At 47.4% G+C, this 22,102-nt stretch carries 23 protein-coding genes; 7 read left to right on the forward strand and 16 right to left on the reverse strand.

From position 1 onward, the window contains the following. Positions 1-675 (reverse strand): NAD(P)H-dependent oxidoreductase, encoded by a 675-nt coding sequence (locus KNQ02_RS13065; RefSeq protein ID WP_214808801.1) that lies wholly within the window; start codon positions 673-675, stop codon positions 1-3. Between the two features lie 397 nt (positions 676-1,072). Here KNQ02_RS13065 and KNQ02_RS13070 point away from each other — a divergent pair, with 397 nt between their 5' ends. Together KNQ02_RS13070 and KNQ02_RS13075 are read left to right on the forward strand one after the other, a co-directional pair. Continuing rightward, positions 1,073-2,629 (forward strand): BCCT family transporter, encoded by a 1,557-nt coding sequence (locus tag KNQ02_RS13070; protein ID WP_088836101.1) that lies wholly within the window; start codon positions 1,073-1,075, stop codon positions 2,627-2,629. 75 nt (positions 2,630-2,704) lie between these two features. Next, the gene (locus KNQ02_RS13075) at positions 2,705-3,547 is read left to right on the forward strand and encodes a metallophosphoesterase (protein WP_251135086.1); all 843 of its coding nucleotides are present in this window, start codon (positions 2,705-2,707) and stop codon (positions 3,545-3,547) included. 40 nt (positions 3,548-3,587) lie between these two features. On the opposite strand, the gene KNQ02_RS13080 is transcribed toward KNQ02_RS13075, so the two are convergent. After that, a complete protein-coding gene (locus tag KNQ02_RS13080; protein ID WP_214767701.1) occupies positions 3,588-4,082 on the reverse strand; it encodes a YwhD family protein in 495 nt (164 codons plus the stop codon). A gap of 68 nt (positions 4,083-4,150) precedes the next feature. After that, on the reverse strand, positions 4,151-4,678 hold the full coding sequence (locus KNQ02_RS13085; RefSeq protein ID WP_214767698.1) for a hypothetical protein: 528 nt from the start codon (positions 4,676-4,678) through the stop codon (positions 4,151-4,153). Positions 4,679-4,849: 171 nt separating this feature from the next. Between KNQ02_RS13085 and KNQ02_RS13090 the strand changes: the two genes are divergently transcribed. Continuing rightward, positions 4,850-5,035, forward strand: a complete 186-nt coding sequence (locus KNQ02_RS13090) for a 2-hydroxymuconate tautomerase (protein WP_029332386.1) — start codon at positions 4,850-4,852, stop codon at positions 5,033-5,035. Positions 5,036-5,123: 88 nt separating this feature from the next. Further along, positions 5,124-5,753 (forward strand): NAD(P)-dependent oxidoreductase, encoded by a 630-nt coding sequence (locus tag KNQ02_RS13095; protein WP_088836098.1) that lies wholly within the window; start codon positions 5,124-5,126, stop codon positions 5,751-5,753. Between the two features lie 80 nt (positions 5,754-5,833). On the opposite strand, the gene KNQ02_RS13100 is transcribed toward KNQ02_RS13095, so the two are convergent. From KNQ02_RS13100 to KNQ02_RS13115, 4 genes are all read right to left on the reverse strand, one after another. Then, a complete protein-coding gene (locus KNQ02_RS13100) occupies positions 5,834-6,196 on the reverse strand; it encodes a YciI family protein (RefSeq protein ID WP_251133088.1) in 363 nt (120 codons plus the stop codon). A 488-nt stretch (positions 6,197-6,684) separates the two neighbouring features. Then, the gene (locus KNQ02_RS13105; protein WP_029332383.1) at positions 6,685-7,863 is read right to left on the reverse strand and encodes a NupC/NupG family nucleoside CNT transporter; all 1,179 of its coding nucleotides are present in this window, start codon (positions 7,861-7,863) and stop codon (positions 6,685-6,687) included. Positions 7,864-7,986: 123 nt separating this feature from the next. Continuing rightward, positions 7,987-8,838 carry a phosphotransferase family protein gene (locus KNQ02_RS13110; protein WP_214767694.1) on the reverse strand — a complete coding sequence of 284 codons (852 nt, stop codon included), beginning with the start codon at positions 8,836-8,838 and terminating at the stop codon, positions 7,987-7,989. After that, on the reverse strand, positions 8,822-10,141 hold the full coding sequence (locus tag KNQ02_RS13115) for an HD domain-containing protein (RefSeq protein ID WP_088836094.1): 1,320 nt from the start codon (positions 10,139-10,141) through the stop codon (positions 8,822-8,824). The genes KNQ02_RS13110 and KNQ02_RS13115 overlap by 17 nt, the downstream gene beginning before the upstream one ends. A 146-nt stretch (positions 10,142-10,287) precedes the next feature. On the opposite strand from KNQ02_RS13115, the gene lipL reads away from it, so the two are divergent. Both lipL and KNQ02_RS13125 read left to right on the forward strand, forming a co-directional pair. Then, positions 10,288-11,112 carry an octanoyl-[GcvH]:protein N-octanoyltransferase gene (gene lipL / locus KNQ02_RS13120; protein WP_088836093.1) on the forward strand — a complete coding sequence of 275 codons (825 nt, stop codon included), beginning with the start codon at positions 10,288-10,290 and terminating at the stop codon, positions 11,110-11,112. A gap of 13 nt (positions 11,113-11,125) precedes the next feature. Continuing rightward, positions 11,126-11,974 carry a DegV family protein gene (locus KNQ02_RS13125; protein WP_214808807.1) on the forward strand — a complete coding sequence of 283 codons (849 nt, stop codon included), beginning with the start codon at positions 11,126-11,128 and terminating at the stop codon, positions 11,972-11,974. A 497-nt stretch (positions 11,975-12,471) separates the two neighbouring features. Here KNQ02_RS13125 and KNQ02_RS13130 read toward each other — a convergent pair whose 3' ends face one another. The 7 genes from KNQ02_RS13130 to KNQ02_RS13160 form a co-directional block, all read right to left on the reverse strand. After that, on the reverse strand, positions 12,472-14,019 hold the full coding sequence (locus tag KNQ02_RS13130; protein ID WP_214802798.1) for a flotillin lipid rafts scaffold protein FloT: 1,548 nt from the start codon (positions 14,017-14,019) through the stop codon (positions 12,472-12,474). Beyond that, a complete protein-coding gene (locus KNQ02_RS13135; protein ID WP_088836089.1) occupies positions 13,995-14,516 on the reverse strand; it encodes an NfeD family membrane protein in 522 nt (173 codons plus the stop codon). The genes KNQ02_RS13130 and KNQ02_RS13135 overlap by 25 nt, the downstream gene beginning before the upstream one ends. Continuing rightward, the gene (locus tag KNQ02_RS13140) at positions 14,506-14,745 is read right to left on the reverse strand and encodes a hypothetical protein (RefSeq protein WP_029332376.1); all 240 of its coding nucleotides are present in this window, start codon (positions 14,743-14,745) and stop codon (positions 14,506-14,508) included. The genes KNQ02_RS13135 and KNQ02_RS13140 overlap by 11 nt, the downstream gene beginning before the upstream one ends. Positions 14,746-14,888: 143 nt before the next feature. Then, positions 14,889-16,088, reverse strand: a complete 1,200-nt coding sequence (locus KNQ02_RS13145) for a multidrug effflux MFS transporter (protein ID WP_088836088.1) — start codon at positions 16,086-16,088, stop codon at positions 14,889-14,891. A gap of 12 nt (positions 16,089-16,100) precedes the next feature. Further along, positions 16,101-17,234, reverse strand: coding sequence for a YfbR-like 5'-deoxynucleotidase (locus tag KNQ02_RS13150; protein WP_214808810.1), 1,134 nt, complete (start codon positions 17,232-17,234; stop codon positions 16,101-16,103). A 58-nt stretch (positions 17,235-17,292) separates the two neighbouring features. Continuing rightward, positions 17,293-18,048 carry a TerC family protein gene (locus KNQ02_RS13155; RefSeq protein ID WP_088836086.1) on the reverse strand — a complete coding sequence of 252 codons (756 nt, stop codon included), beginning with the start codon at positions 18,046-18,048 and terminating at the stop codon, positions 17,293-17,295. Between the two features lie 149 nt (positions 18,049-18,197). Continuing rightward, the gene (locus KNQ02_RS13160) at positions 18,198-19,055 is read right to left on the reverse strand and encodes a TerC family protein (RefSeq protein ID WP_088836085.1); all 858 of its coding nucleotides are present in this window, start codon (positions 19,053-19,055) and stop codon (positions 18,198-18,200) included. 306 nt (positions 19,056-19,361) lie between these two features. On the opposite strand from KNQ02_RS13160, the gene folE2 reads away from it, so the two are divergent. Next, complete coding sequence (gene folE2, locus KNQ02_RS13165) at positions 19,362-20,267, forward strand: GTP cyclohydrolase FolE2 (RefSeq protein ID WP_029332371.1); 906 nt, start codon at positions 19,362-19,364, stop codon at positions 20,265-20,267. 174 nt (positions 20,268-20,441) lie between these two features. Here the strand turns inward: folE2 and KNQ02_RS13170 are convergent, their stop codons facing one another. Together KNQ02_RS13170 and KNQ02_RS13175 are read right to left on the reverse strand one after the other, a co-directional pair. After that, complete coding sequence (locus KNQ02_RS13170; protein WP_088836084.1) at positions 20,442-20,888, reverse strand: GDYXXLXY domain-containing protein; 447 nt, start codon at positions 20,886-20,888, stop codon at positions 20,442-20,444. Continuing rightward, positions 20,885-22,078 carry a DUF2157 domain-containing protein gene (locus KNQ02_RS13175; RefSeq protein WP_088836083.1) on the reverse strand — a complete coding sequence of 398 codons (1,194 nt, stop codon included), beginning with the start codon at positions 22,076-22,078 and terminating at the stop codon, positions 20,885-20,887. Before KNQ02_RS13175 ends, KNQ02_RS13170 begins: the two co-directional genes overlap by 4 nt. Positions 22,079-22,102 lie beyond the last annotated feature (24 nt).

Here is a 22,102-nt window from a genome sequence, read left to right on the forward strand (position 1 = left end):
TTACTCGACGAAAGTGACGATTTCATCCAAGTCACGGCGTTGTTTCGCACGTTTCGGTTCATCCGCCCGGTAACCGAACGCTACCATGACAGGAACCGTAAATACAGTCCGGTCGAGTAAATCATGGTCGACTAAGATTTTTTCAATCGCCTCTTGATCAAATCCTTCAATCGGACATGAATCGATTCCGATTTGTGCTGCCGTCGACATCATGTTTCCGAGCGCGATATAGGCCTGTTTCGCTGACCAGTCTTCCATCGCTTTTTCATTATTCCCGATTTTAAAGTCTTCTTCGAGGAAAAGACCATACCGCGTCGTCCGCCCTTGTTTTGCCTCGTCTGACAAACCGAGTGCGTCCATCATGTGCGTGACATGCGGACCATCTGGTTGCATTTGCGCACCTGTCCGTGCAAGGAAAATGACATAATGGCTCGCTGTCGGCAATTGTCCTTGGGCACCCCACGAGACGGTACGAAGTTCTTCACGCAATGCTTCATTTTGGATGACGAGCATGTTCCAAGGCTCATAACCAAATGAACTTGGGGAGAGACGCGCGGTTTCTAAAATAAATGCGAAGTCTGCTGGTGTGATCTTTTTCGAAGGATCAAATGCTTTCGTCGCATGACGTGATTGAAAGGCGGCTAAAATCTCTTGTTTGGTTTGTTCGTGACTCATCGTTTCATTCCTCCAGTGACTGTGGTTGATTATTTCACAACGATAGCAAATCTGAAATCACCCGTCTGCTATTCTGCTTGATATTAAATGTTACAAATCAATCTTTTCGGGAAATACTAGAGAAACAAAAGAAAAATTAGATTTTTTCATTTTTTTCAAAAATCGCTACACAAAGCCAGTTCAAACGACTTTACCACCCTTTTTTTCTAGAAATCCCCATCTTTCATTACCCACAGCATTTGCCATCCTTACTATAAGTTTGTTACGGTAGTAACTTGCGTGATAAGGTTTTGTTTTTGAAGTTACGGGTATTACTAATCGTTGTATAGCAATTTTTCAGTATTTACAACATGAAACAAAACAAACATGTAAAATTCGAAAGAAGGTGTTGACCACGATGGAAAATAATCGAAAAAGCAAGATCACGAACGTCTTTATTGTATCCGTCATTTTCTGTGTGCTCTTTACCATATGGGGAATCTTACCTGAATCACTCATTGGTGCCGCAAATCTTGGCAACGTAACAGCAGTCGCACAAAACTTTGTTACAAATGGCTTCGGCTGGCTCTACTTATTCGGTATGAGCGTCTTTTTATTAGTTGCAATCTTCCTCGTCTTCTCGCGTTTCGGTTCTATCCGACTCGGAAAAGACTCTGATCGCCCTGAATATAACCTGATTTCTTGGTTCGCGATGCTCTTTAGCGCCGGTATGGGGATTGGGCTTGTCTTCTGGGGTGTTTCAGAGCCATTGACACACTTCCATACACCACCGGTTGCGACGAGTGACCCGACTGAAGCAGCACGTCTTGCGATGCGCTATTCATTCTTCCACTGGGGACTTCACCCATGGGCACTTTATGCAATCGTCGCTTTAGCAATCGCTTACTCGACATTCCGTAAAGGACGTCCTGCGACAATCGGCGATACTGTCGCTTCACTTATGAAACCGAAATATGAAGCTGCAGGTAAAGGGACAGTTGAAGTTCTCGCGATCGTCGCAACAGCATTCGGTGTTGCCACTTCACTTGGACTTGGCGCCCAGCAAATCTCGGGCGGTTTACATTTCCTCGTCGGAGGTATTCCAAACTCGTTCATGACCCAGCTCCTGATCATCCTTGTTGTTTCAGTCCTTTATATGATTAGTGCTGCTTCTGGTCTCGACAAAGGTATTGTACGCCTCAGCCACGCGAACCTTGTTCTCGCGGCGCTCTTGATGGTCGGCGTCTTGTTCCTCGGACCATTCAGTTTCATCATGGATTTATTCGTTCAAACAACAGGTGCCTATTTACAAAACCTGCCGATCATGAGTTTCCGTGCCTCAGCCTTCAATCCGGACGAACGTTCATGGATTAACGGCTGGACGATTTTCTACTGGGCATGGTGGATTTCTTGGTCACCATTCGTCGGTACGTTCATCGCACGTGTTTCAAAAGGACGGACGATTCGTGAATTCGTTCTCGGTATCTTGCTCGTCCCAACAATTTTCGGACTGCTCTGGTTCTCTGTTTTCGGTGGATCGGCAATCTGGAACGAACTTTTCAACAGCGTAAACTTAATTGATACAGTTAACGATAAAGGTGTCGAAACAGGTATGTTCGCCTTGTTCGAGACATTTGGTACACTTGGTACGATTCTTAGTATCGTAGCTGTCTTCTTGATTACGACATTCTTCATTACGTCAGCTGACTCAGCAACATACGTACTCGGAATGCTCTCTTCAGGCGGTAGCTTGATGCCAAGCCTTCGAATCAAATTGACATGGGGTGTCATCCAGTCTTCAATCGCAGCTGTTTTACTTTATGCCGGTGGGCTGAGTGCTCTCCAAGCTGCCGCGATTTTAGCCGCCTTCCCGTTCATCTTCGTTGTCGGGATGATGGTCATTGCCTTGTTCATTGATTTGTATAACGAACCTGAAGAAAAGAAAGCATCTGATGATTTAAAAAAAGAAGCATAATCATGTCAGGCACCTCTTCCGCGATGCGGACTGAGGTGCCTTTTTGGTATGCTTAGTGAAGAGAGGAGTGAGGTCTTGCGCGTCAGAAAACGCTGGTTCGTTTCATTAGGGGTTCTTGTCATAGGCGGTTGGTTTTTATATCAAGAAAATAATGTGATTGAAACGACCGCAATCACGATTGAAACAGAACGACTGCCAAAAGCATTCGATGACTATACAGTCGTCCAAATCGCTGACTTACATGGGAAATCCTTCGATCCAAAACAAACGAAGCTACTCAAAAAAATTACTCAAGCACAGCCTGACCTCATCGTGATGACCGGGGATTTAATCGACTCTCGCCGAAACGGAGAAGCCGCTGCGCTGACTTTGATGAAACAATTGACTGCGGACTATCCTGTCTATTTCGTCACGGGAAACCATGAAGTTCGTCGCAACTTGACCCTTTTACCAAAACTCGAAGCGATTGGTGTACAAATTTTACGGAATACGGCAGTCCCGCTCGAATATAACGGTGCAAACATTGCTCTACTCGGCATCGACGACCCAACGACGACACGCTGGAGCGAAGGTCTCCAAGAGTCTGACGGAACTCGGAAAAGCCTCGCCTCCGCACAAGAAGCTGTCGATCGATCGACGTTTCAACTCTTACTCGCCCATCGTCCGGAATATGTACCGCTCTATGCGGAGCGGCAAATTGATCTCGTTCTGTCCGGTCATGCTCACGGCGGTCAAATCCGACTTCCCTTCACAGATGGCTTGTATGCACCTGGACAAGGATTTTTCCCGAAACGGACGGCCGGTCAATATACAGTGGATACGACACAACTCATCGTCAGTCGCGGTCTTGGCAACAGTCTCTTCCCGTTTCGGTTGTTCAATCGTCCCGAAATCGTTGTCATCACTTTAAAATCATGATAAAAAATCGCCGCCTCCTAGGAGACGGCGATTTTTTTAGTTATGCGAGTGCATCATGTAACTCAGGCTCTGCGTTCGCCCACATTTCCGGTTTATGTGTCATCAGGAATTCACGAAGCAGTCCTTTTGACGTATCGTCCATCTGATCGACGACGATGCGTCCCTTGAGTGACTTGTCCATCTTATTGACGTGATCGGCTAAGATTTTAAACCCGCGCCGTGTTTCGACATCGACTAATAAATCGCATGCTGCGACGCCTCCATAATAAAACCCTTCTGACTTACGTCCTACCGTGACCCAAACGATCCAGTACAGTTTCCCATTCGGTGCGTCCGCTCGATCCGTCGTGAACTTAATCCGCTTCTCAATTGCTGCTTTCGCATGCATGGCACCCATATCGATGTATGCTTCGCCGTCCTCTGGCGAGATGATGACCGGTGACATACTGTTCAAACTGAGTGTCCCGACGCCAAATCCACCATGTCCGTCTGTTGAATTATCTGAAATGATATTGAAGTTAATCTTCTTTTCCATCTTTACTCGACCCCTTTTACAGCTGTTGCCTCTATCATACCGCATTCAACTGCTGACGCAAGTCCCGCTTAGCGTTTCACTTGTTCCAGCTGTTCTTTCGTCACACGCCGAATCGTCGGCAGACGGAGACATTCAAGTGAGGTCAATTCTTCATGCACAGGTGGATTTGATTCTTCCAAGCGTGTCAATGCCCGGTCGTAAAGTGTCTGTGCCGCACGACCAAACAAAATCACGCGTTCAAGCGACGAGCAACGAGACCGAATCGCCCGCAGTTGTTTAGCAAGCTCCCGGACACGCTCCTCGACTTCTGTTTCAATCTCAGGCGGTAACTTCCGATTTTGGAACAAGGGCTTAAAGCGGTCATCCTCTTCAAGTAACGTCACCATTCCATACCGTTTCGCTTCCGGCGTACCGACGAGTGCCGCTAATTCTTTATCCGTCACAAGTCGACCAAACGGAATGCTTTCATCAAAAATAACTTCTGCGACTTCCAAACCCTTCGTCCCCGATAGTGGATACGTCGTGTCCTCTGGTAATGCCCGGTCGAAAATAAGCAATGTATGAATCTTTTTTCGTATAACAGATTCCATTTCCATTGGTGTCACCTCTTCATCCTAAGTTTTCCTCTCGACTACTTCTCTTTTACATGCCCCCACTCCTGTCTTATACCCGTCTTTTCGTGTTTCGATGTCGCTGTTTGACGGCCCCCCTGCTCCATACGGTATACTGAGGGCGTATTGCCATTATGTTTTTAGGAGGAACGATTTATGCCTTACGTTACCGTTAAAATGCTTTCAGGACGGACTGTCGAACAAAAACGTGCACTGATCGAAAAAGTAACAGAAGCTGTTTCAGAAACAGTCAATGCTCCAAAAGAAAACATTACCGTCTTCATCGAAGAAATGGAAAAGACGGACTATGGACAAGCAGGCGTCATGTTTGCCGATAAATAAGGAACTAAAAAAGGATGGACGATGCGTGTTGCTCGACCATCTTCTTTCTTATACCTATAACACCATGAACGAGAGAGGATGAATTATGATGGCAACGCTTAGCCTTTTAGGGGCAACGGGACGGACAGGGCGCCCATTGCTCGATTTATTGTTACAAGCCGGTCACAATGTCCGTGCGCTCGTCCGCTCGACCGATCACATGTTACCGGAGCACCCGCAATTGACGATCATTCAAGGAGATGCAACGGAAGTAACAGATTTAGAGAACGTCATTCAAGGTTCATCTGCCGTCTTCAGTTGTCTTGGTACGGATCAGCAACATGTTCTTTCAACAGCGATTCCCCATCTCGTCACGAAAATGAAGGAACAACAGATCGAACGGATCATCTTCATCGGGACGGCTGGCATTCTCGATGCCTCAGAAGAACCCGGGAAGTACCGCTTCCAGTCAAGCGAATCGCGCCGCCGTTCGACAGTGGCTGCTGAAGATCATTTGAAAGCTTATTTGACATTAAAGGATGCTGACGTTGACTTCACTGTCATCTGTCCGACTCAATTGACGGAAGACGATGAAATCAATGATCTCTTAATTGAAGCACCCCGCTTCACACAGGAGACAGGACCGATTCCTCGCCGCAACGTCGCCCGTTTTGCTTTTGAAGCCTATAACGAACATCTCTTCAGTCGTAAGCGCGTGGGGATTGCTTCCCATCAATGATTTCAAAAATCAACATGACGATGAATCCCGTGCGCCGTCAGGCATGCTGGATTCATCGTCATGTTTTAGTTTGCTTACTTTCAATCAAACACTTGTCGTAGTTCAATTTCCCCTTCACCGTGCCCTTGCGGATCCGGCATCCGTAGTGCCCAGTCGATTGCTTCTTTTCGTGACGCGACATCGATCAAAATAAATCCAGCAATCAATTCCTCTATTTGCATGAATGGTCCTTCCGTAACGATCGGTCGATCTCCAGGTCCACGATAAGAAAAGCGCATCCCGTTCGAGCTCGGATAGAGTCCTTTCGCCATCACATGTACCCCTGCATCGCGTAACGCTTGATTGTACTCGGACATCGCTTCCATAAGCTCAGGACTTGGACGCTCACCCGCTTCTGCACGCTTTGATCCTTTAACGATCAACATAAATAGCACGTTCAGCATCTCCCTTTCTCGAAAGTCGCTAAAATGATGTATTAACCAATTCCACCATCCCCTTCTCCGCAAACCAAGATGAGTCTAACCAAATCAATTCTTGTGGCGGATGTTTCCGACATCCTCGCTTTCCAGGTAAGCCTGGAGAGAGCAACGAAAATAGATGACGCTTGTCTGGTCCACAATTTTTTTCTACAATCTAAAATACCCGCCGACAAAAATGTCAGCGGGTAGAAAAACTCTTATGAAGCGCGAACATGCGATATCGAGACAGATTGTACTCTAAACCGTCTTTCCTGATTTCCCACATGGTATTCCCTAAAAAGCGTCACGGTTCGTTGACTCCTACGGGAAAAAGTGCGTTTTTAACGCACTTTCAGAGGCAGGCAAGACCGAGGAAAGCAACGAATAAAAACGCTTGCAGTTCCCAATATCGACTTTTTCCACAATCTAAAATACCCGCCGACAAAGATGTCAGCGGGCATGTTAAGTTCTCATTAGATGATGACACTGACGACGATTGCTGTCAGAACACTGACGAGCGTCGCACCGTACAATAATTTAAGACCGAAGCTCGCAGCGACACTGCCTTGGCGATCGTCGAGTCCTTTAACTGCACCCGCGATGATCCCGATTGACGAGAAGTTCGCGAATGAAATCAAGAAGACCGATACGATTCCGAGTGTACGCTCTGAGAATTCTTTCGTGTACTCAGGAAGACTGAGCATCGCGACGAATTCGTTCGTGATCAATTTCGTTGCCATGATGCTACCAGCACTGACTGCTTCTGCCCATGGAACACCCATGATAAAAGCGAATGGCGCAAAGATGTACCCGAGAATTTCTTGGAACGAGATACCAAGAACCATCAAGAAGATGTCGTTGACCATCCCAATCAATGCGTTGTATCCGATTAACATCGCACCGACGATGATTGCGACTTTAAATCCATCCAAGATGTATTCGCCGAGCATCTCGAAGAACGTTTGTTTCTCTTCGACGATTTCTAAGATATCTTCGTTTGGATCGACCGTATACGGATTGATGATTGAAACAATCATAAATCCACCAAAGAGGTTTAAGACGATGGCCGTAACGACATATTTCGGTTCCACCATTGTCATGTAAGCACCGACGATTGACATTGAAACGGTCGACATCGCCGAAGCACACAATGTATAGAGACGGTTTGCCGGTAATTTACCGATTTGTTTTTTGACTGTGATGAAGACTTCAGATTGACCGATCGCTGCCGAGGCGACGGCGTTGTATGATTCAAGTTGTCCCATGCCGTTAATCTTCGACAAGACAAATCCGATTCCGCGCATTAAGAGCGGGAGGATTTTCGTGAACTGTAAAATTCCGATTAATGCTGAGATAAAGACAATAGGAAGAAGAACGTTGATGAAGAATGGCTGTGCCCCTTCATTCGCAAGTCCACCAAAGACAAAGTTAATTCCGATTGCTGCATAACCAAGTAACTTTTCAAAGACACTCGCTACACCGCGGATGATAATATAACCGAACGACGTGTTCAATAAGATGAATCCGAGAACGAGCTGAAGCACTAGCATGACCGCAAGCGGTTTCAATTTGATACTTTTACGATTGCTGCTGACGAGTAGAGCTAGTCCAAAAACGACGACCAGTCCGAGTAACGCGATTAAATATTTCATGAAGTACCCCTCAATCTATTAGTTGTTTATCAGTTGTACATAAGTACGATGTCTGACGTTTAATCTCTGTCCCAAGTACTAGAATAATCAACATTCGTCAGAACTGCAATAGGTAAAGTTCATTTAGTAACCGCTTTCGTTATTTTCATAAACTTTCAAGACAAAGTTTTCCAGGCGTTTCCGAACATTGTCCTGACTGAGGTTTCGCTTTCCATATGCTTCCCACCCCGGATATACAGTAATTGTTTCGGGTCCAAAATCGAAAACAGCATTTAAGTCCCATCTCCGATCGTAAGTAAGCCCGCTCATCGCCTGATAAAATTTTAAAAACCGGTCCGCAACTTCGACGGACTCGAGTAAAGCAAGGTTCAGCCGGCAATGCGCCACGTCTGCTTCAATCGGTCCAACACATGCACTCACCCAATCAACTACGTTATACTTTTCCCCTAAATCGTATAACACATTAACCGGATGGAAATCACGATGGATGAATCGAATCTGTTCACTAGGCGCTGGTGCTGGTGCACTTGCCCAGTCCCAGGCGGCGATTTCGGTTGCCCAGGTCGGAACGACACGGGTTTTACTATAGGGTTTATATACATACGAAGTTTTTGGGACCGGTAAGCGATGAATTGCGACTAACGTCCGTGCCAGTCGCTCCACATACAGATCGTCAAGTGGCGTAAGTTGCACCACCCCTTGGACATACGTCATCTGAAGCCAAGGTGGAATCTCGCCGATCCACGCTTCTTGATACTTGAGGACGCGCGGTGCAAGCGGCCCCGCCGTCTTTAGCGCAAAGACCTCGTGCGCGACGAGGTCCTGTTCTTGTTGCAACCAGTTTGGATTCGTATGGATTCGGATAACACTGTCGCCCGCCCGTACGACGAGCGACGAGGTCGCCCCGGGTAAAACTTCCGTCTCAATTCCGGACAACCCGACCTGTTCTAAAATCTGCTCAATGACTCGTTTCATTTGAGTATCCTCCGAGCAACAGTTGATCAATCTGCATCTTTTCATTAGCGAACTCACGTAAGTCATACAAGATTTCTTGCGGATAAAACAACTTTTCATCCGTCTGTCTTGAATTCGCGATCGCTTCGACGAGTGGGGAGACTTGTGAGATTTCTTTTTTCTGCCCGTCTTTCATTTGGAGCATGATCGGCTGTTTACTGATTTCTCCGTTCTCTCCATATAAATCATACGGAAGGCGACTTAATTTATCTTCTAACAAGTAATATGCCGGATCGAGTCCGATTTTATTGAACAGTTCTGCTAGTTTTTCATGGATTGCTTCCCGCTTTTCTGGTGGGTAGTCGACGTACTTAAATAATTTTCGATTGACGAACCGACGTGACAAGTCACTAAGAATCGCATCGTGTTCTTCCATCCATTGTTGGAAATAGAAATAAACAATCGTTTCATCAAGCGCGAGGTAATTCTTCAACGCCATCGTTTGGTCAAATAACGGAATCAAATGAACCGGATGGATGTCAAACACATAACCCGAGGTATACAGTTCCTTCGCCCGCTCGAGAATCGCTTTTAATAAGTAATCGCTCGATCGTGTGACCGGGTGCAGATAGACTTGCCAGTACATCTGATACCGGCGCATGATGTAGTCTTCAATCGAGTGCATGCCTGATTGTTTGACGACCATCTGATTGTGTGCGGGACGTAAGACACGCAACATGCGTTCTAAATCAAACTTCCCGTAACTGACACCGGCGAAATGGGCGTCACGCAATAAGTAATCCATCCGGTCGACGTCGAGTTGCGAACTGATCATCGTCACGAGCAACTGGTTCGGATGCGTCTTATTGATGACGGAGGCGACTTCTTCCGCAAAGCCTTCGCCAACTTGATCGAGGACTCGTTTGATTTCCGTATCCCCGAGAATGATTCGTTCCGTCCACTCCTCGTGATCGACACCAAAGACATTTTCGAAGGCATGGGAAAAGGGTCCGTGCCCGACGTCATGAAGCAAGGCTGCGACGAGCGTCAGCTCGCGGTATTGGTCATCCCAGTCAGCACGACCGTTAAAGACGTCAATCAGTTGGCGTGTAATCTCATACACACCAAGCGAATGATGAAACCGTGTATGCTCCGCTCCGTGAAACGTCAAAAAGGATGTCCCGAGTTGTTTGACCCTGCGAAGCCGTTGAAACTCCTTTGTTCCAATCAGTTGCCAAATCAATTGGTCGCTGACATAAATATAACGATGAACCGGATCTTTAAAGACCTTAGTTTCTCTTAATTGACCTAGTGACTGATACATGTCATTCTCCCCTTCATCTGGTCGTTCTCTTCGTTGTTTTCAATTTAGGGGCAGTCTGTTCCTGTCAGACTATCCGCTTCTTACATAAAGTTTACACTGGCTATGCTATAATGATGTCGCAAATCTACAAAAAAAGGAACGAGCCAATGGGAATCGAACTCTTAAAACAAGAACAATATCGTATTTTTGATCAAACGTCACTCGGAACGACATTTCATGCCACCCAATCGTTCGCGATGGACGACACGCTTTGTGCCTCCGTCGCAACAGAAGGTGCGGCACTTCGTTCTTGGGTGCACCACGAAACGGTCGTCCTCGGGATTCAAGATGCCCGTCTGCCTCACTTAACAGAAGGAATCGACGTCTTGAATACACACGGCTTTCACCCCGTCGTCCGAAATTCGGGCGGACTCGCGGTCGTCCTCGATGCAGGTGTCTTGAACATTTCGCTTGTCCTACCAGAACGGGGCGGCATTGATATCGACAGCGGCTACGAAGCGATGCTCGCCCTTGTGCAGCACATGTTCAGAGACGAAACCGATGCGATCGTCGCTGGCGAAGTCGTCGGCTCATATTGCCCCGGCTCTTACGACCTTTCGATATTCGGTAAAAAGTTCGCCGGGATTTCGCAACGACGTGTCCGCGGGGGGGTCGCCGTTCAGATTTATTTATGTGTCAACGGAAGCGGGAGTAAGCGCGCAGCACTCGTGCGCGACTTTTATGAAGCCGCCCTGCAAGGCGAGGAAACAAAATTCACGTATCCTGTCATCATTCCGGACACAATGGCCTCTCTTGAGGAGTTACTTCAACTTCCGCTTACGGTCGAACAGTGTTTACTCCGTGCTTACCGTGCCTTGATGGCACTCGGCACAAATTTAGTCCCGTCCGTCCTCGATGAAGTCGAAAATGAACGATTCGGTGTAAACCTGGGCCGGATGCTCGAACGAAACGAAAAAGCCCTAGGTAAGTAAAGGAGAGAACGCAATGGTACGATTCATTACCGATAGTGGTGCCGATGCACCGCAAGAATTATTAGATGCCCATGACATCACAATCATGCCGTTCGGTGTATTGATTGGAGACGACACGTATTTTGACGGCGAAACGATTTCGCCGGAGGAGCTCTATGCTAAAATGCGTGACGGTGCTGCGCCAAAAACTTTCCAAGTCGAGGTCACGCGGATCGCGGAAGTCTTCAAAGCACACTTCGAACAAGGGGAACCGTTCCTCTATCTCGCTTTTTCAAGTGATCTATCCGGCACCTATCAAACGGCAACGATGCTCGCAGAAGAACTCGCCGAACAATATCCCGATGTTCCGTACGCCGTCATTGATACGAAAACAGCATCGACCGGTCAAGGACTCTTCGTCCTTGATGTCGCGACCTTCGCGAAAACACATACGTTTGACGAAACAAAAGCCTATGCAGAACAAAAAGTGAATTCGATCCGTCACTTGTTCACGGTTGAATCACTCGAGTACCTGATGCGTGGTGGTCGTGTGTCACGTGCGAGTGCCTTCATCGGTGGATTATTATCGATTCTGCCGCTCTTGACGGTCGAAGACGGTAAGTTGATCCCGAAAGAAAAGATTCGTGGTCAGAAAAAGGTCATGAACCGGATCGTCGAATGGATGGAAGAAGCGCGTCCGATGATTGACGGACACCGCATCATCATCGGTCACGGTGACTCGATTGAACGGGCCGAGATGCTCAAACAATTGATTGAAGCCCACTTTCATCCGAGTGAGATCCTCATTACATTCGCTGGTGCTGCCATCGGTTCCCATACAGGACCGGGTCTCATCGTCATCGCGTATGATTTACCGGCTTAAGTGCATTTATTTTTCTTTTTAATAAAAAAAGACTCGCCACTCGAATGAGTGAGCGAGTCTTTAGGTTGTAGGCAACTACTTATGAGAAGTGAAGGTTTTTCTTCGGTCTGCTGTTGTGTCGCGCTTCCCTGTCTCGCCTCGTCTTCAAAGCGATTCGAGACGGATGCGCTCTAAACCGTCTTCATGCCCGGCTTTCCGTCACGGTATTATCTAAAAAGCGTCACGTTTCGTTGACTCCTACGGGAAAAAGTGCGTTTTTAACGCACTTTCAGAGGCAGGCAAGACCCTGCTCGTTGTCCGTTAGGACCAAGGAGCAACGGCTTGCGCCTCGCCCGAGGAAAGCAACGAATAAAGACGCTTTATCTCCCGATAGCACTTTGTCTACAGTCTTTAGATGGAAGAAGGTTTTATCCCCCTACTACGTTATCTATATGCTGAAGCGACTCGCACACATGAAGTGTACGAGTCGCTTTTTTTCGAATAACCAATCAATCTTCTTATCCTTCTGTTTTCGCTCCCGTCGCTACCGGTTCGCCTTGATTCAAGTTGACCGTCAACGGTTTGGCTGTCCCTTTTCCAGAAAAATTCTCAATCAATTCTTTGACATCGATTCCGGAAGAAGCCTTCAACGTCTCTTGGAGTGACGCCATCAAGTCCGTCGCATAACCCGTCACACGGTTCGCACCGCCACCTTCACCGTTCCCTGTATCGACGACCGTGATCTTGTCGATGTTACCGAGTGGTGCTGCGATTTCTTTCGCATACTCCGGCATCATGCGAATGACCATGTCGAGAATCGCCGCTTGTCCGAATTGTTCGAAGGCTTGGGCAATCTTCTCTTTTGCTTCTGCTTCCGCAAGACCTTTCAGGCGGATGATGTCCGCCTCGGTTTCCCCTTGTGCCCGCTCGGCGTCGGCTTTTGCGAGACCATCAAGGCGAATCCGTTCCGCATCGGCCTTCGCTGACGCTTCAATCCGGTATTTCGTCGCATCGGCTTCTGCATATTGTTTCGCCCGGTCCGCTTGTGCTGCCTGTTCGATCGAGTACCGATCGGCATCGGCACGTTTTTTAACTTCTGCGTCGTACTGTTTCTCGCGACGGAGAATTTCACGTTCTTCGAGTTCGATTTGTTTTTGCCGTTCGATGATTTTGATTTGCATTTGTTGCTCTGTGACTTCTTGTTGCGCGCGTGCATTTTCTAAGTCGTAGGCTTGGTCGGCTTTCGCCTTCGCGATGTCTTGTTCGCGACGATAGTCTGCCATCTTCAGCTGGTTTTCTTTTTCCGCTTCCGCGATTTCAGTCGCGCGCTCGAGCTCTGCTTTTTTCGCATCTTTTGAAGCTTCTGCCCGTTTGATCCGCGTTTCTTTTTCAGCATCCGCCGTCGCGATATCAGCGTCACGGCGTACTTGCGCGATGCGTGGTTTCCCGAGTGATTCGAGATAACCGTTTTTATCGCGGACATCTTTAATCGTGAACGAGACGATGATCAGTCCCATTTTCGCGAGATCTTGTGACGCGACACGTTGCACTTCTTGCGAAAATTTATCGCGGTTCTTATAGATTTCTTCGACCGTCATCGATCCAAGAATCGACCGCAAGTGACCTTCGAGGACTTCCCGCGCCTCACTTTCACGGTCTTCCTTTGATTTCCCGAGGAATTGCTCGGCTGCCGTCGCGATTTCCGAAATCGAGCTGCCGATTTTAATGATTGCCGTTCCATCCGCCATGACCGGAACACCTTGTTCCGTATAAACTTCAGGCGTTGTTACTTCGAGCTTGCTCGACAGTAAACTGAGCGGTGTCGCCTGTTGGAAGACAGGCAAGATGAATGCCCCGCCACCGCGAATGATTTTAACGCGGTTACCGGATTCATCCGTATTGACACTTGGACTATTTCCGAGATAACTCCCCGACACGATTAACGCTTCTTCTGGCCCAACTGTCCGATACTTCGTGATAAATAGAGCAACAAGCGCTAAAATGAGCGCGCCGGCGATAATCGCCACAATAATAACTGGATTCACGTAAACATCTCCTCTTTCCATTGGTTCGGGTAGGTCATGACGTGCGCCACCCCTTGTTTGATTTCAATGATGATGACTTTCGTTCCTTGATCGAGTGGCGGTCCTTCAAATAAAACGGCTGATTTTGAAATCCGTCCGGAGACATCATCGACTAAAATTTCTCCATATCCGTCACTCGGGATCGATAAAATGACCGTTGCACTTCTTCCTTCTAGCATCTGCTCGGAAAAACCCAGCGACTGCTCGGCTTCGGCAAGCGGTACAAAAATGAACAAGTGCACTAAGGTCGTCAAAATAAGACTGATGAATCCACTGAGCAATAAGATCATCAATGAGCTCATGGCTGTTAAATGCTCAAGTCCGAATCCGAAAGCCGACGTTAAAATGACGAATGATAAAATCAACGTCGGATGAAAAATTTGATCGACGCCCGGAACCAGGTCCGAGAACACGACCGATAACAAAACGCCACATCCTGCTGCTGCCAGTGCATAGAGATACAACGTACTAACGTCCATCTTCTGTCACCTCGATAAAAGCACTCGAGCCATAAAGCTGATGATAAATCCGTTTGTATTCATGCCGGTTTTCTTCATACAGCAGGTGTGCCAGCTCACGCTCACGCGGACTGGTGTCTTCTTGCAAACGCCGTGCATACTTTTTCTGTGCCGCGTAATGACGCGCTAGCAAACTTTCGAGTGCTCCTTGACTTGGCGTGGCCGCGACAGGTTGACGTCGTTTTCTCATCTTCGTGCTCCTTTCCTGTTTAATCCGTTCAGTTTTATGTACGCTAGTTTTTGGAAATGGTTTCAAAAACCAATTTCCTTTTTCCATTTTTCATGCGGATAAACAAAAAAACCGAAGAGCAATGCTCCTCGGTTTTAATCCGTTTACTTTTTCCGTTTAACAATCAAAACATAGTAGATGACGAGTGCTGCACAATCAAGTGTCATGATAATCAACCCCATCGGTAAAGCCGAGTCCTCGCCCATGATTCCGACGAGTGGTGAAACGAGTGAACCGACGAGCATCGGCAAGAGACCGAGCAAAGCAGATGCGCTCCCTGCCGTCTTCCCGTAGTTTTGCATCGCAAGTGTAAAACCAAGCGTTGAAATCAGACCGACGCTCGACACAACGAAGAAAAGTGGAATCATGACAAAAATCAAGGCATCGGATAAGGTCAAGCCGAGGAACAACAAGATGCTTGCCGTCGCAACAATCATTAAGGCAATCCGCATCAATTTCTCACTATCGACGCGACCGGCCAGTCGTCCTGCGATTTGAGCCGCGATGATGATTCCAATCCCGTTCAAGCCGAACAGGAAACTAAACTGTTGCGGACTCGCACCGTAAATGTTTTGTAAAACGAACGGCGAACCGGAGATATAGGCGAACATCGCACCCATGACGAACGCTTGTGCAAAGGCGTAACCGATGAACACGCGGTCCGTCAATAAACGACCGAACGTCCGAACCGTCGTCGCGAGATTCCCTTCGACCCGGTGATGCACCGGCAGTGTTTCCGGTAACCGGAAAGCAACGGCAAGCAGCATCATCGTACTTAAGATGGCCAGTAAATAGAACACCACATGCCAATCACCGAAACGTAAAATTTGTCCACCGATGACTGGTGCTAAAATCGGAGCCGTCCCGTTAACAAGAGATAAAGCAGCAAAGAACTTCGTCAATTCCGGTCCTTCAAACAAATCACGAACGATCGCGCGCGAAATGACGATGCCGGAAGCACCAGCCGCCCCTTGCACAAAACGAAGTGCAATCAACACTTCGATCGTCGGAGCAAACGCACATGCAAGCGAGGCGAGGAGATAGGCGACGAGTGCGAGCATTAAGGGACGTTTCCGTCCGCGGACATCGCTAAGCGGTCCGACAATCAATTGACCGAGCGCCATGCCAAGCATACATGCCGTCAAACTCAATTGAATCATCGACGCACTCGCCCCGAATGAACGGGACATGTCGGGGAAAGCAGGTAAATACATGTCAATCGAGAGCGGACCGAGTGCTGCCAATGAGCCTAAAATTAAAATCAAGGTAAGTCGTTTCGTTTTCACGAGTGAAACATCTGCCATCCGATTTCCTCCTTAAGTCGTTACGTAATCCAAGTCGTGCAAGACATAGGCGAGGAAAAAGACGACAGATGGATTTTCGTACGCCGTCTGGACTTTCTTCAGTTGCGCCCGGTAGCCTGTCTCATATTCCACTCCGTTCAACTTGCGCTCCATGTTCATTTTAATCAACGCATCGAGCTTATCGACGACGTCTACCATCTGTCCTTCATACGTATCATCTTTCGCTTCGACGAGAAAACGATAAAATTCTGTTCGCATCACGTCAGGTAATAATCCAATCAACGCCTCCCCTTCTGCCCGTTCATAGGCCTCAAAGGCAGCTGCCGTGACCGGCGTCGCATGTTTGACCGGTCCGAGGACGTCCCCTGTCGTCCCTTCGACTAAATCGTGACAGAGCAAACGCGAAACGACTTCAGCCGTATCGATCGTAACCCCGTACTTTTTCGACTCGATCAGACCGTTGAACAAGCCGAGGGAAGCCGCCCGAAACGCATGTGTCGCGTCATTGTCATCAATCGTATTGAAGCGCCCTTTCCAGCGTCGAATCGTATCCATCATCAATGCATTGTCAATGAAATGTGCCATCTCGTCTTCGGCAAAGACGGATGTCGTCAAGCGACGGATGGCATGTAACGGGTGTTCGAGTAAATAGTTTTTCAGTTCAAGCGTTTTTGCTTCAAAGAACGGTGACGCCGTCATCCGTGCTTCCCGTCTTGCGAACAACATCGCGTCGAACGTATCGATCGCTTTAACGATTTGCCCTTCAATCGTGTCATCTTCGGCATGGACGAGATAGTCTGTAAATTCTGTTTGAAGCGATTTTGACAATAAGGCGACGAGTTTCTCACTCGCCTGTTGCTCCATCGCCTGAATGTGATCATGAAGTGTCGGCTCTTTTTTCGTCCGGTGTTTGATTGGACCGGTGATCACTTCGTTCATATCGTGAAACAGTGCCTTTCCTAATAAGCGCAGGCGATCGATTTCAACGGGTTGCTGCTCTTGTTCGATATAGCTCGCCATTAAACTAAATAGAGCGACGCGAAAACTATGACTTGCGGCGTTGTCTTGAAAACGCGGAGCATACTCATCCCAACGTGGTACGTTCTGCATCCGTGTCAGCATTCGAATAAAGTTACCGTTTTGCATGAAATCTCCCCCAAAATCAAAAAGGACAGAGGAGTTGTGACCCTGTCCAATTTTTGTATTATTTTTCTTCTTTGACACCACTTCTGAACCAGCCGATGACAAGAATCAGTCCGAGAACGACCCAGAAAATCGTCTGCCAGAGCGTGCTTTCCGGAAACTCGTGCGGTAAGACATGAATGGTCGGGTGTGCAAGCGTCATGATGACGAGCTTAACCCCGACCCAAGCGACGAGCCAAAATGCTGCTTCTTCAATCCCTGGTCGTTTTTGGAGTAAAACAACGAACCAGCTTGCGAAATATCGCATGATGACAAGTCCGATGATCCCACTGAAGAAGACGACCCAAAATTGTCCCGTGTTCAGTCCACCAATCATCCCGCCGACCATCGGTAATGTCGTCGCCATGGCAACGGCCGCGAGTGTCGAATCGACGGCAAACGCTAAATCAGATAATTCGACCTTGACGACCGTCCACCAAAAATTCGGCGATTCTTTTTTGGATGCCATCGCATCCGGTATTTGATGTTTGTTTGATCGTGCCTCGACGATTCCTTTAAAGGCGACATAAAAGAGGTACGCTGCACCAAGTGCCTGTAACTCCCAAACAGTCGCTAAGTACGACGCAAAGAAAATCGCGATGAAACGAAGGACGAGTGCCCCGATTAGTCCGTAAAACAACGCTTTTTTTCGTTGATCGTCCGGTAAAGGACGAACGAGTACCGCCATGACCATCGCATTATCAGCCGACAGCAATCCTTGTAAGATGATCAGGACGAGCCCGACCGTCGCATACTGCGTAATTAATCCAATATCCATAAAAACGAATCCCCTTTTTGTTCACTAGGTTCATTATAATCTTTGTACCTGTAAAAGAAAAAGACGGAAGCTTGAACCTTGTGTTTCTATCTTCCCCCTTTTTTCGGAGTTCACACTAAAAAAGACCCTCCAGTCGGAGAGCCTTTCGCTTAAAGATGTTGATCCACTTTTTTCTCAGCATCTGGATTTGGTTTTGTTTTCGGTGAAGAGAACCAACCCCAAACTGCGAGACCGACCATGACCGTCCAGAAGAACGCTTGCCATGGCGTACTGTGAGCAAAGCCTTCCGGTAACTTCATCGCTTCAAAGATTGTTCCTTCAATCGATGCGTGATATTTCGGATGCTCAAGGGCAAGAACGGCGAGCTTGACTCCGACCCAAGCGACGATTGCGAATGCCGCTGTTTCAAGTCCAGGACGTTCTGCGAGTAGTCTGACGAAGACGCGCGCTGCGAAACGCATCAAGACGACACCCATCAAACCACCTGTCAGGATGACGACGAAATGTCCGGCATTCAATCCACCAATTTCATTTGTCCCCCAGTCAGGTAATGCGACGGCGAGTGCGACCGCTGCAAGAATCGAATCGACGGCGAATGCAAGATCGGCGAATTCAATTTTAGCGACTGTTTTCCAAAACTCCGCTTTTGAGACGGGCTCATCCGATTTCGGTTCTTGATCGAGCTCACTGTCTGCCCCATGGTTTTCACCGAGCCGTCGTGCCTTGACCGTTTTATAAATATGCCGTAACCCCATGATAAGCAGGTATGCTGCACCAAGTGCTTGAATCTGCCAAATATCAACGAGGAACGAAATCGCGAACAATGCCGCGAAGCGGAGGACGAACGCTCCTGCCAAACCATAAAATAAAGCCTTTTTCTGTTGTTCGCCTGGTAAGTGTTTTACCATGACGGCGAGGACGAGTGCATTATCTGCTGAAAGTAGTCCTTCGAGTGCGATTAAAACGACGACTACCCAGGCATATTGTAGTACTAACTGCCAATCCATCTACTTCATTCCTTCCTATCTTATAAGTTTCACAAAGGCATTAACTAAAAAAAGATTTACGCGTTCATATGAACATATACTATCCGATTCAGTACAGACTTGCAAGTGTCCCTTATGATGAGTTTAGCAAACTGTTGATTCTGAGCCTTGCTAGTTTCGTTTTGCTAGCAGTTCATGATAAAATTCATATCAACAGTTCAACATAGTGCAAACACATTTGCGGAATCATCAGAGTTGCTCGTCTCTAGCATTCCTGTCATGTTATTACTATTGATAAAATACAAAAGGACAAAGGGGCCAATTGAAATGTCTACCTACCCGATTACACTACCAACAAAAGAAGAGCGTCATAAGCTTTTCGGTTCTGTTCCCCCTGTTAAAGGAACAAAACCTACTGAAAAAGATAAAATGGTTGATCTTCAAAATACACCAAAGAATTTCTTGTTTGCACTTGATGCAGTCGGTATTTCAAACGTCAAACATCCTGTCGTCATCCAAGATGGTGACAAAACGCAGGCCACTGTCGCGACGTTCGAGCTTTCGACATCACTCGTTCAAGACCGTAAAGGCATCAACATGAGTCGCTTAACGGAGCAACTCGATCAGTACCATCAAGAAGGATGGGTCGTCACGAACGAATCACTGATTCAGTTCGCGCGCGATTTAGCCGAGCGGATGGAGCAGTCTGAAGGTCAATTAACGATTCGCTACCCATGGTTCTTCACGCGTAAAGCACCGGCAACTGGACTCAGCGGTCTGATGAATGCCGAAGTCTGGCAAACGGTCAGTGTCGATACGGAAACGAATGAAGCAACGTTGACGGTCGGGTTAACGATCAATGTCACGACACTCTGCCCATGTTCAAAAGAAATCAGTGAGTACAGTGCCCATAATCAACGTGGTTACGTCACGATGGAAGCATCGCTTCGTGACGAGGCAGATGACTTTGACTGGAAACAAGAATTACTGGATGCGGCTGAATCAAATGCATCAGCACCACTTCACCCGGTCCTCAAACGTCCGGATGAAAAACGTGTTACGGAGATGGCTTACGAAAACCCACGCTTCGTCGAAGATATGGTCCGCTTAATCGCGGCTGATCTCTACGAAATGGATGCGATCGCAACGTTCTTCGTCGAATGCCGAAACGAAGAAACCATTCACCAACACGATGCCATCGCTCGAATCACGTTCGATAAAGACGCACAATAAGTCTTATACCACCCTCGCCCTAGATGACCTCTTCGTTGTCTAGGGCGTTTTTTCATTAACCGGATGCACTTTTTTGAAACGCCTGGAAGCAATGAAGAAATCGGCATGACTTGAAACAATATTAAAAATGAGAGGAAGGACCTAGTAACGGTCCATCCTCTCATTTTGTTTTTTTTACTCGTTTCGGAGCAATAAGTCCGTCGCCCGAACGGTTCCCCATGGCGAAACATCAGCTTTGACTTCTAATTTTTCCGCATCCTCATACCCTTTTCCTGTACCTTGTTCGACATAATATTGAGTCAGCTGAGAAATCGTCACGTATTCATCGTAATACTCACCAGCAACCGAACCGAAAAAGCGGTCATTCGAGATTTTATCAATTCTTGCATATCCATCTTCCTCCGTTATAAACGTAACGTAGACAAGTCCTTGTTTGACAGAAGCATCCGGTTTTAAATCTGGATACTGCAACACGACGTACTCCCCGTAAATCGGATCAAATGGATCAAACGGCTCTGCCCGGAAGCGATAACTCTCTCCGAACCACGAAATCGCATAAAAACTGAGTACGACAAGCAAAACAATCAGTGTCTGAATAAACGCAAACCCGTACTTTTTCATGCCGACTGACCTCCTTCACGACGTCGTTGCATCCACCAGAGCACACCGGCAATCAAGAACACGAGTAAGGCCCCGCCTAGGAAAAAGAGTGACATATTCAGACGATTCCAAGCATAAATGAAGTAAACCGTCAGTTGAACGGTAATGAAATAAACGAACGGAATCAGTAAGCGATGACCGGTTCGTTCTCGCTCAATCAAATAAACGAATGCCATCACTTCAACTAAAATCGCCATCAAGATCGCTTGTTCCTCGAACCATAAGAGTCCGACCAAACCGAGCGGGACGATGAAAAGGAGCGGACGGTAACGTACATAAATCAAACTTCCGACCGCCGCTGCGGCAAGTACAAGTAAAATCGCTTCGACGAGCGAAATCGGAGCAGTTGTCGTTTCTGCGCGGACAGATAGATAGACCAGTGAGTTAATGGCTGCCGTGACTAAATAGAGCGCGTAGAGGAGCAGGCGCTTTTGCTCCTCCCGAACAAGTAACAGTAATGGAACGAGGAAAAATAAAGTCCAAATCGGCCAAAGAATACCTTCGTAGGAAACGAGGAAAAACAATTCCAACCCTGCGAAGTAGAGGAGCAACCAGCTAAAAATCAGTGATGGAAACGTTTGACTGAAATAGAACCAGGCTACGGATATCAGAATCAAACAAACAAATGATGTCCAGTCTAGAAACGTAGCGTACTCGCTCCCGAAGCTGCCGATTCCCGTAAAAATATTCAATCCCGCCAAAAAAGCGACGACAGCGTAGGCAGCGTGACGCCAAACGAAAAAATGACCGAGTGCCATAAGAAAGATTACCCAGGCAATGAATGAGCTTTCAAGCGACATATGAAAACTTTGGACCGTGACAATCAATGCACCGAGCAACGCGAGAATCCCGAGTATCCGGAACGCCACCGGATTCCAAATCGTCCGGCGTTCGGAAATATCAGCTAGCACATAACAACTGATCATGATGACAAGAACGAGTCCGATTTTGACCAATGCCGGAATGACTTGCCAATTGGCCGCTAAAAAACTGAGTAAGGCCAAGCCGACAAACGTCAAGCCGACAATCAACAGTAAGGGCGTCCGCTTTTTGACTTGGTGTTTGTGTTCGTACGCTTCAATCCGATCGACGGTTTCTGCATCAAGCAATCCTGCTTCCTGCCATTCTTTCAACTTTGTCAATCGCGCCATCTTTCCACCTCCTAGGACTCAACA

The sequence above is a fragment of the Exiguobacterium sp. s102 genome (assembly GCF_018618635.1).
Lineage (GTDB): Bacteria > Bacillota > Bacilli > Exiguobacteriales > Exiguobacteriaceae > Exiguobacterium_A > Exiguobacterium_A oxidotolerans.

Bases quoted from the DNA above. Each gene is read 5' to 3' on its own strand.
- KNQ02_RS13080 (WP_214767701.1), bottom strand. From the start codon at position 4,082: ATGGAAAAGAAGATTAACTTCAATATCATTTCAGATAATTCAACAGAC.
- KNQ02_RS13130 (WP_214802798.1), bottom strand. From the start codon at position 14,019: ATGGAAAGAGGAGATGTTTACGTGAATCCAGTTATTATTGTGGCGATT.
- KNQ02_RS13090 (WP_029332386.1), top strand. From the start codon at position 4,850: ATGCCTTACGTTACCGTTAAAATGCTTTCAGGACGGACTGTCGAACAA.
- folE2 (WP_029332371.1), top strand. From the start codon at position 19,362: ATGTCTACCTACCCGATTACACTACCAACAAAAGAAGAGCGTCATAAG.
- KNQ02_RS13110 (WP_214767694.1), bottom strand. From the start codon at position 8,838: ATGAAACGAGTCATTGAGCAGATTTTAGAACAGGTCGGGTTGTCCGGA.
- KNQ02_RS13085 (WP_214767698.1), bottom strand. From the start codon at position 4,678: ATGGAAATGGAATCTGTTATACGAAAAAAGATTCATACATTGCTTATT.
- KNQ02_RS13065 (WP_214808801.1), bottom strand. From the start codon at position 675: ATGAGTCACGAACAAACCAAACAAGAGATTTTAGCCGCCTTTCAATCA.
- KNQ02_RS13115 (WP_088836094.1), bottom strand. From the start codon at position 10,141: ATGTATCAGTCACTAGGTCAATTAAGAGAAACTAAGGTCTTTAAAGAT.
- lipL (WP_088836093.1), top strand. From the start codon at position 10,288: ATGGGAATCGAACTCTTAAAACAAGAACAATATCGTATTTTTGATCAA.
- KNQ02_RS13145 (WP_088836088.1), bottom strand. From the start codon at position 16,088: ATGGCAGATGTTTCACTCGTGAAAACGAAACGACTTACCTTGATTTTA.
- KNQ02_RS13170 (WP_088836084.1), bottom strand. From the start codon at position 20,888: ATGAAAAAGTACGGGTTTGCGTTTATTCAGACACTGATTGTTTTGCTT.
- KNQ02_RS13095 (WP_088836098.1), top strand. From the start codon at position 5,124: ATGGCAACGCTTAGCCTTTTAGGGGCAACGGGACGGACAGGGCGCCCA.
- KNQ02_RS13100 (WP_251133088.1), bottom strand. From the start codon at position 6,196: ATGCTGAACGTGCTATTTATGTTGATCGTTAAAGGATCAAAGCGTGCA.
- KNQ02_RS13175 (WP_088836083.1), bottom strand. From the start codon at position 22,078: ATGGCGCGATTGACAAAGTTGAAAGAATGGCAGGAAGCAGGATTGCTT.
- KNQ02_RS13150 (WP_214808810.1), bottom strand. From the start codon at position 17,234: ATGCAAAACGGTAACTTTATTCGAATGCTGACACGGATGCAGAACGTA.
- KNQ02_RS13160 (WP_088836085.1), bottom strand. From the start codon at position 19,055: ATGGATTGGCAGTTAGTACTACAATATGCCTGGGTAGTCGTCGTTTTA.
- KNQ02_RS13070 (WP_088836101.1), top strand. From the start codon at position 1,073: ATGGAAAATAATCGAAAAAGCAAGATCACGAACGTCTTTATTGTATCC.
- KNQ02_RS13140 (WP_029332376.1), bottom strand. From the start codon at position 14,745: ATGAGAAAACGACGTCAACCTGTCGCGGCCACGCCAAGTCAAGGAGCA.
- KNQ02_RS13125 (WP_214808807.1), top strand. From the start codon at position 11,126: ATGGTACGATTCATTACCGATAGTGGTGCCGATGCACCGCAAGAATTA.
- KNQ02_RS13135 (WP_088836089.1), bottom strand. From the start codon at position 14,516: ATGGACGTTAGTACGTTGTATCTCTATGCACTGGCAGCAGCAGGATGT.
- KNQ02_RS13105 (WP_029332383.1), bottom strand. From the start codon at position 7,863: ATGAAATATTTAATCGCGTTACTCGGACTGGTCGTCGTTTTTGGACTA.
- KNQ02_RS13155 (WP_088836086.1), bottom strand. From the start codon at position 18,048: ATGGATATTGGATTAATTACGCAGTATGCGACGGTCGGGCTCGTCCTG.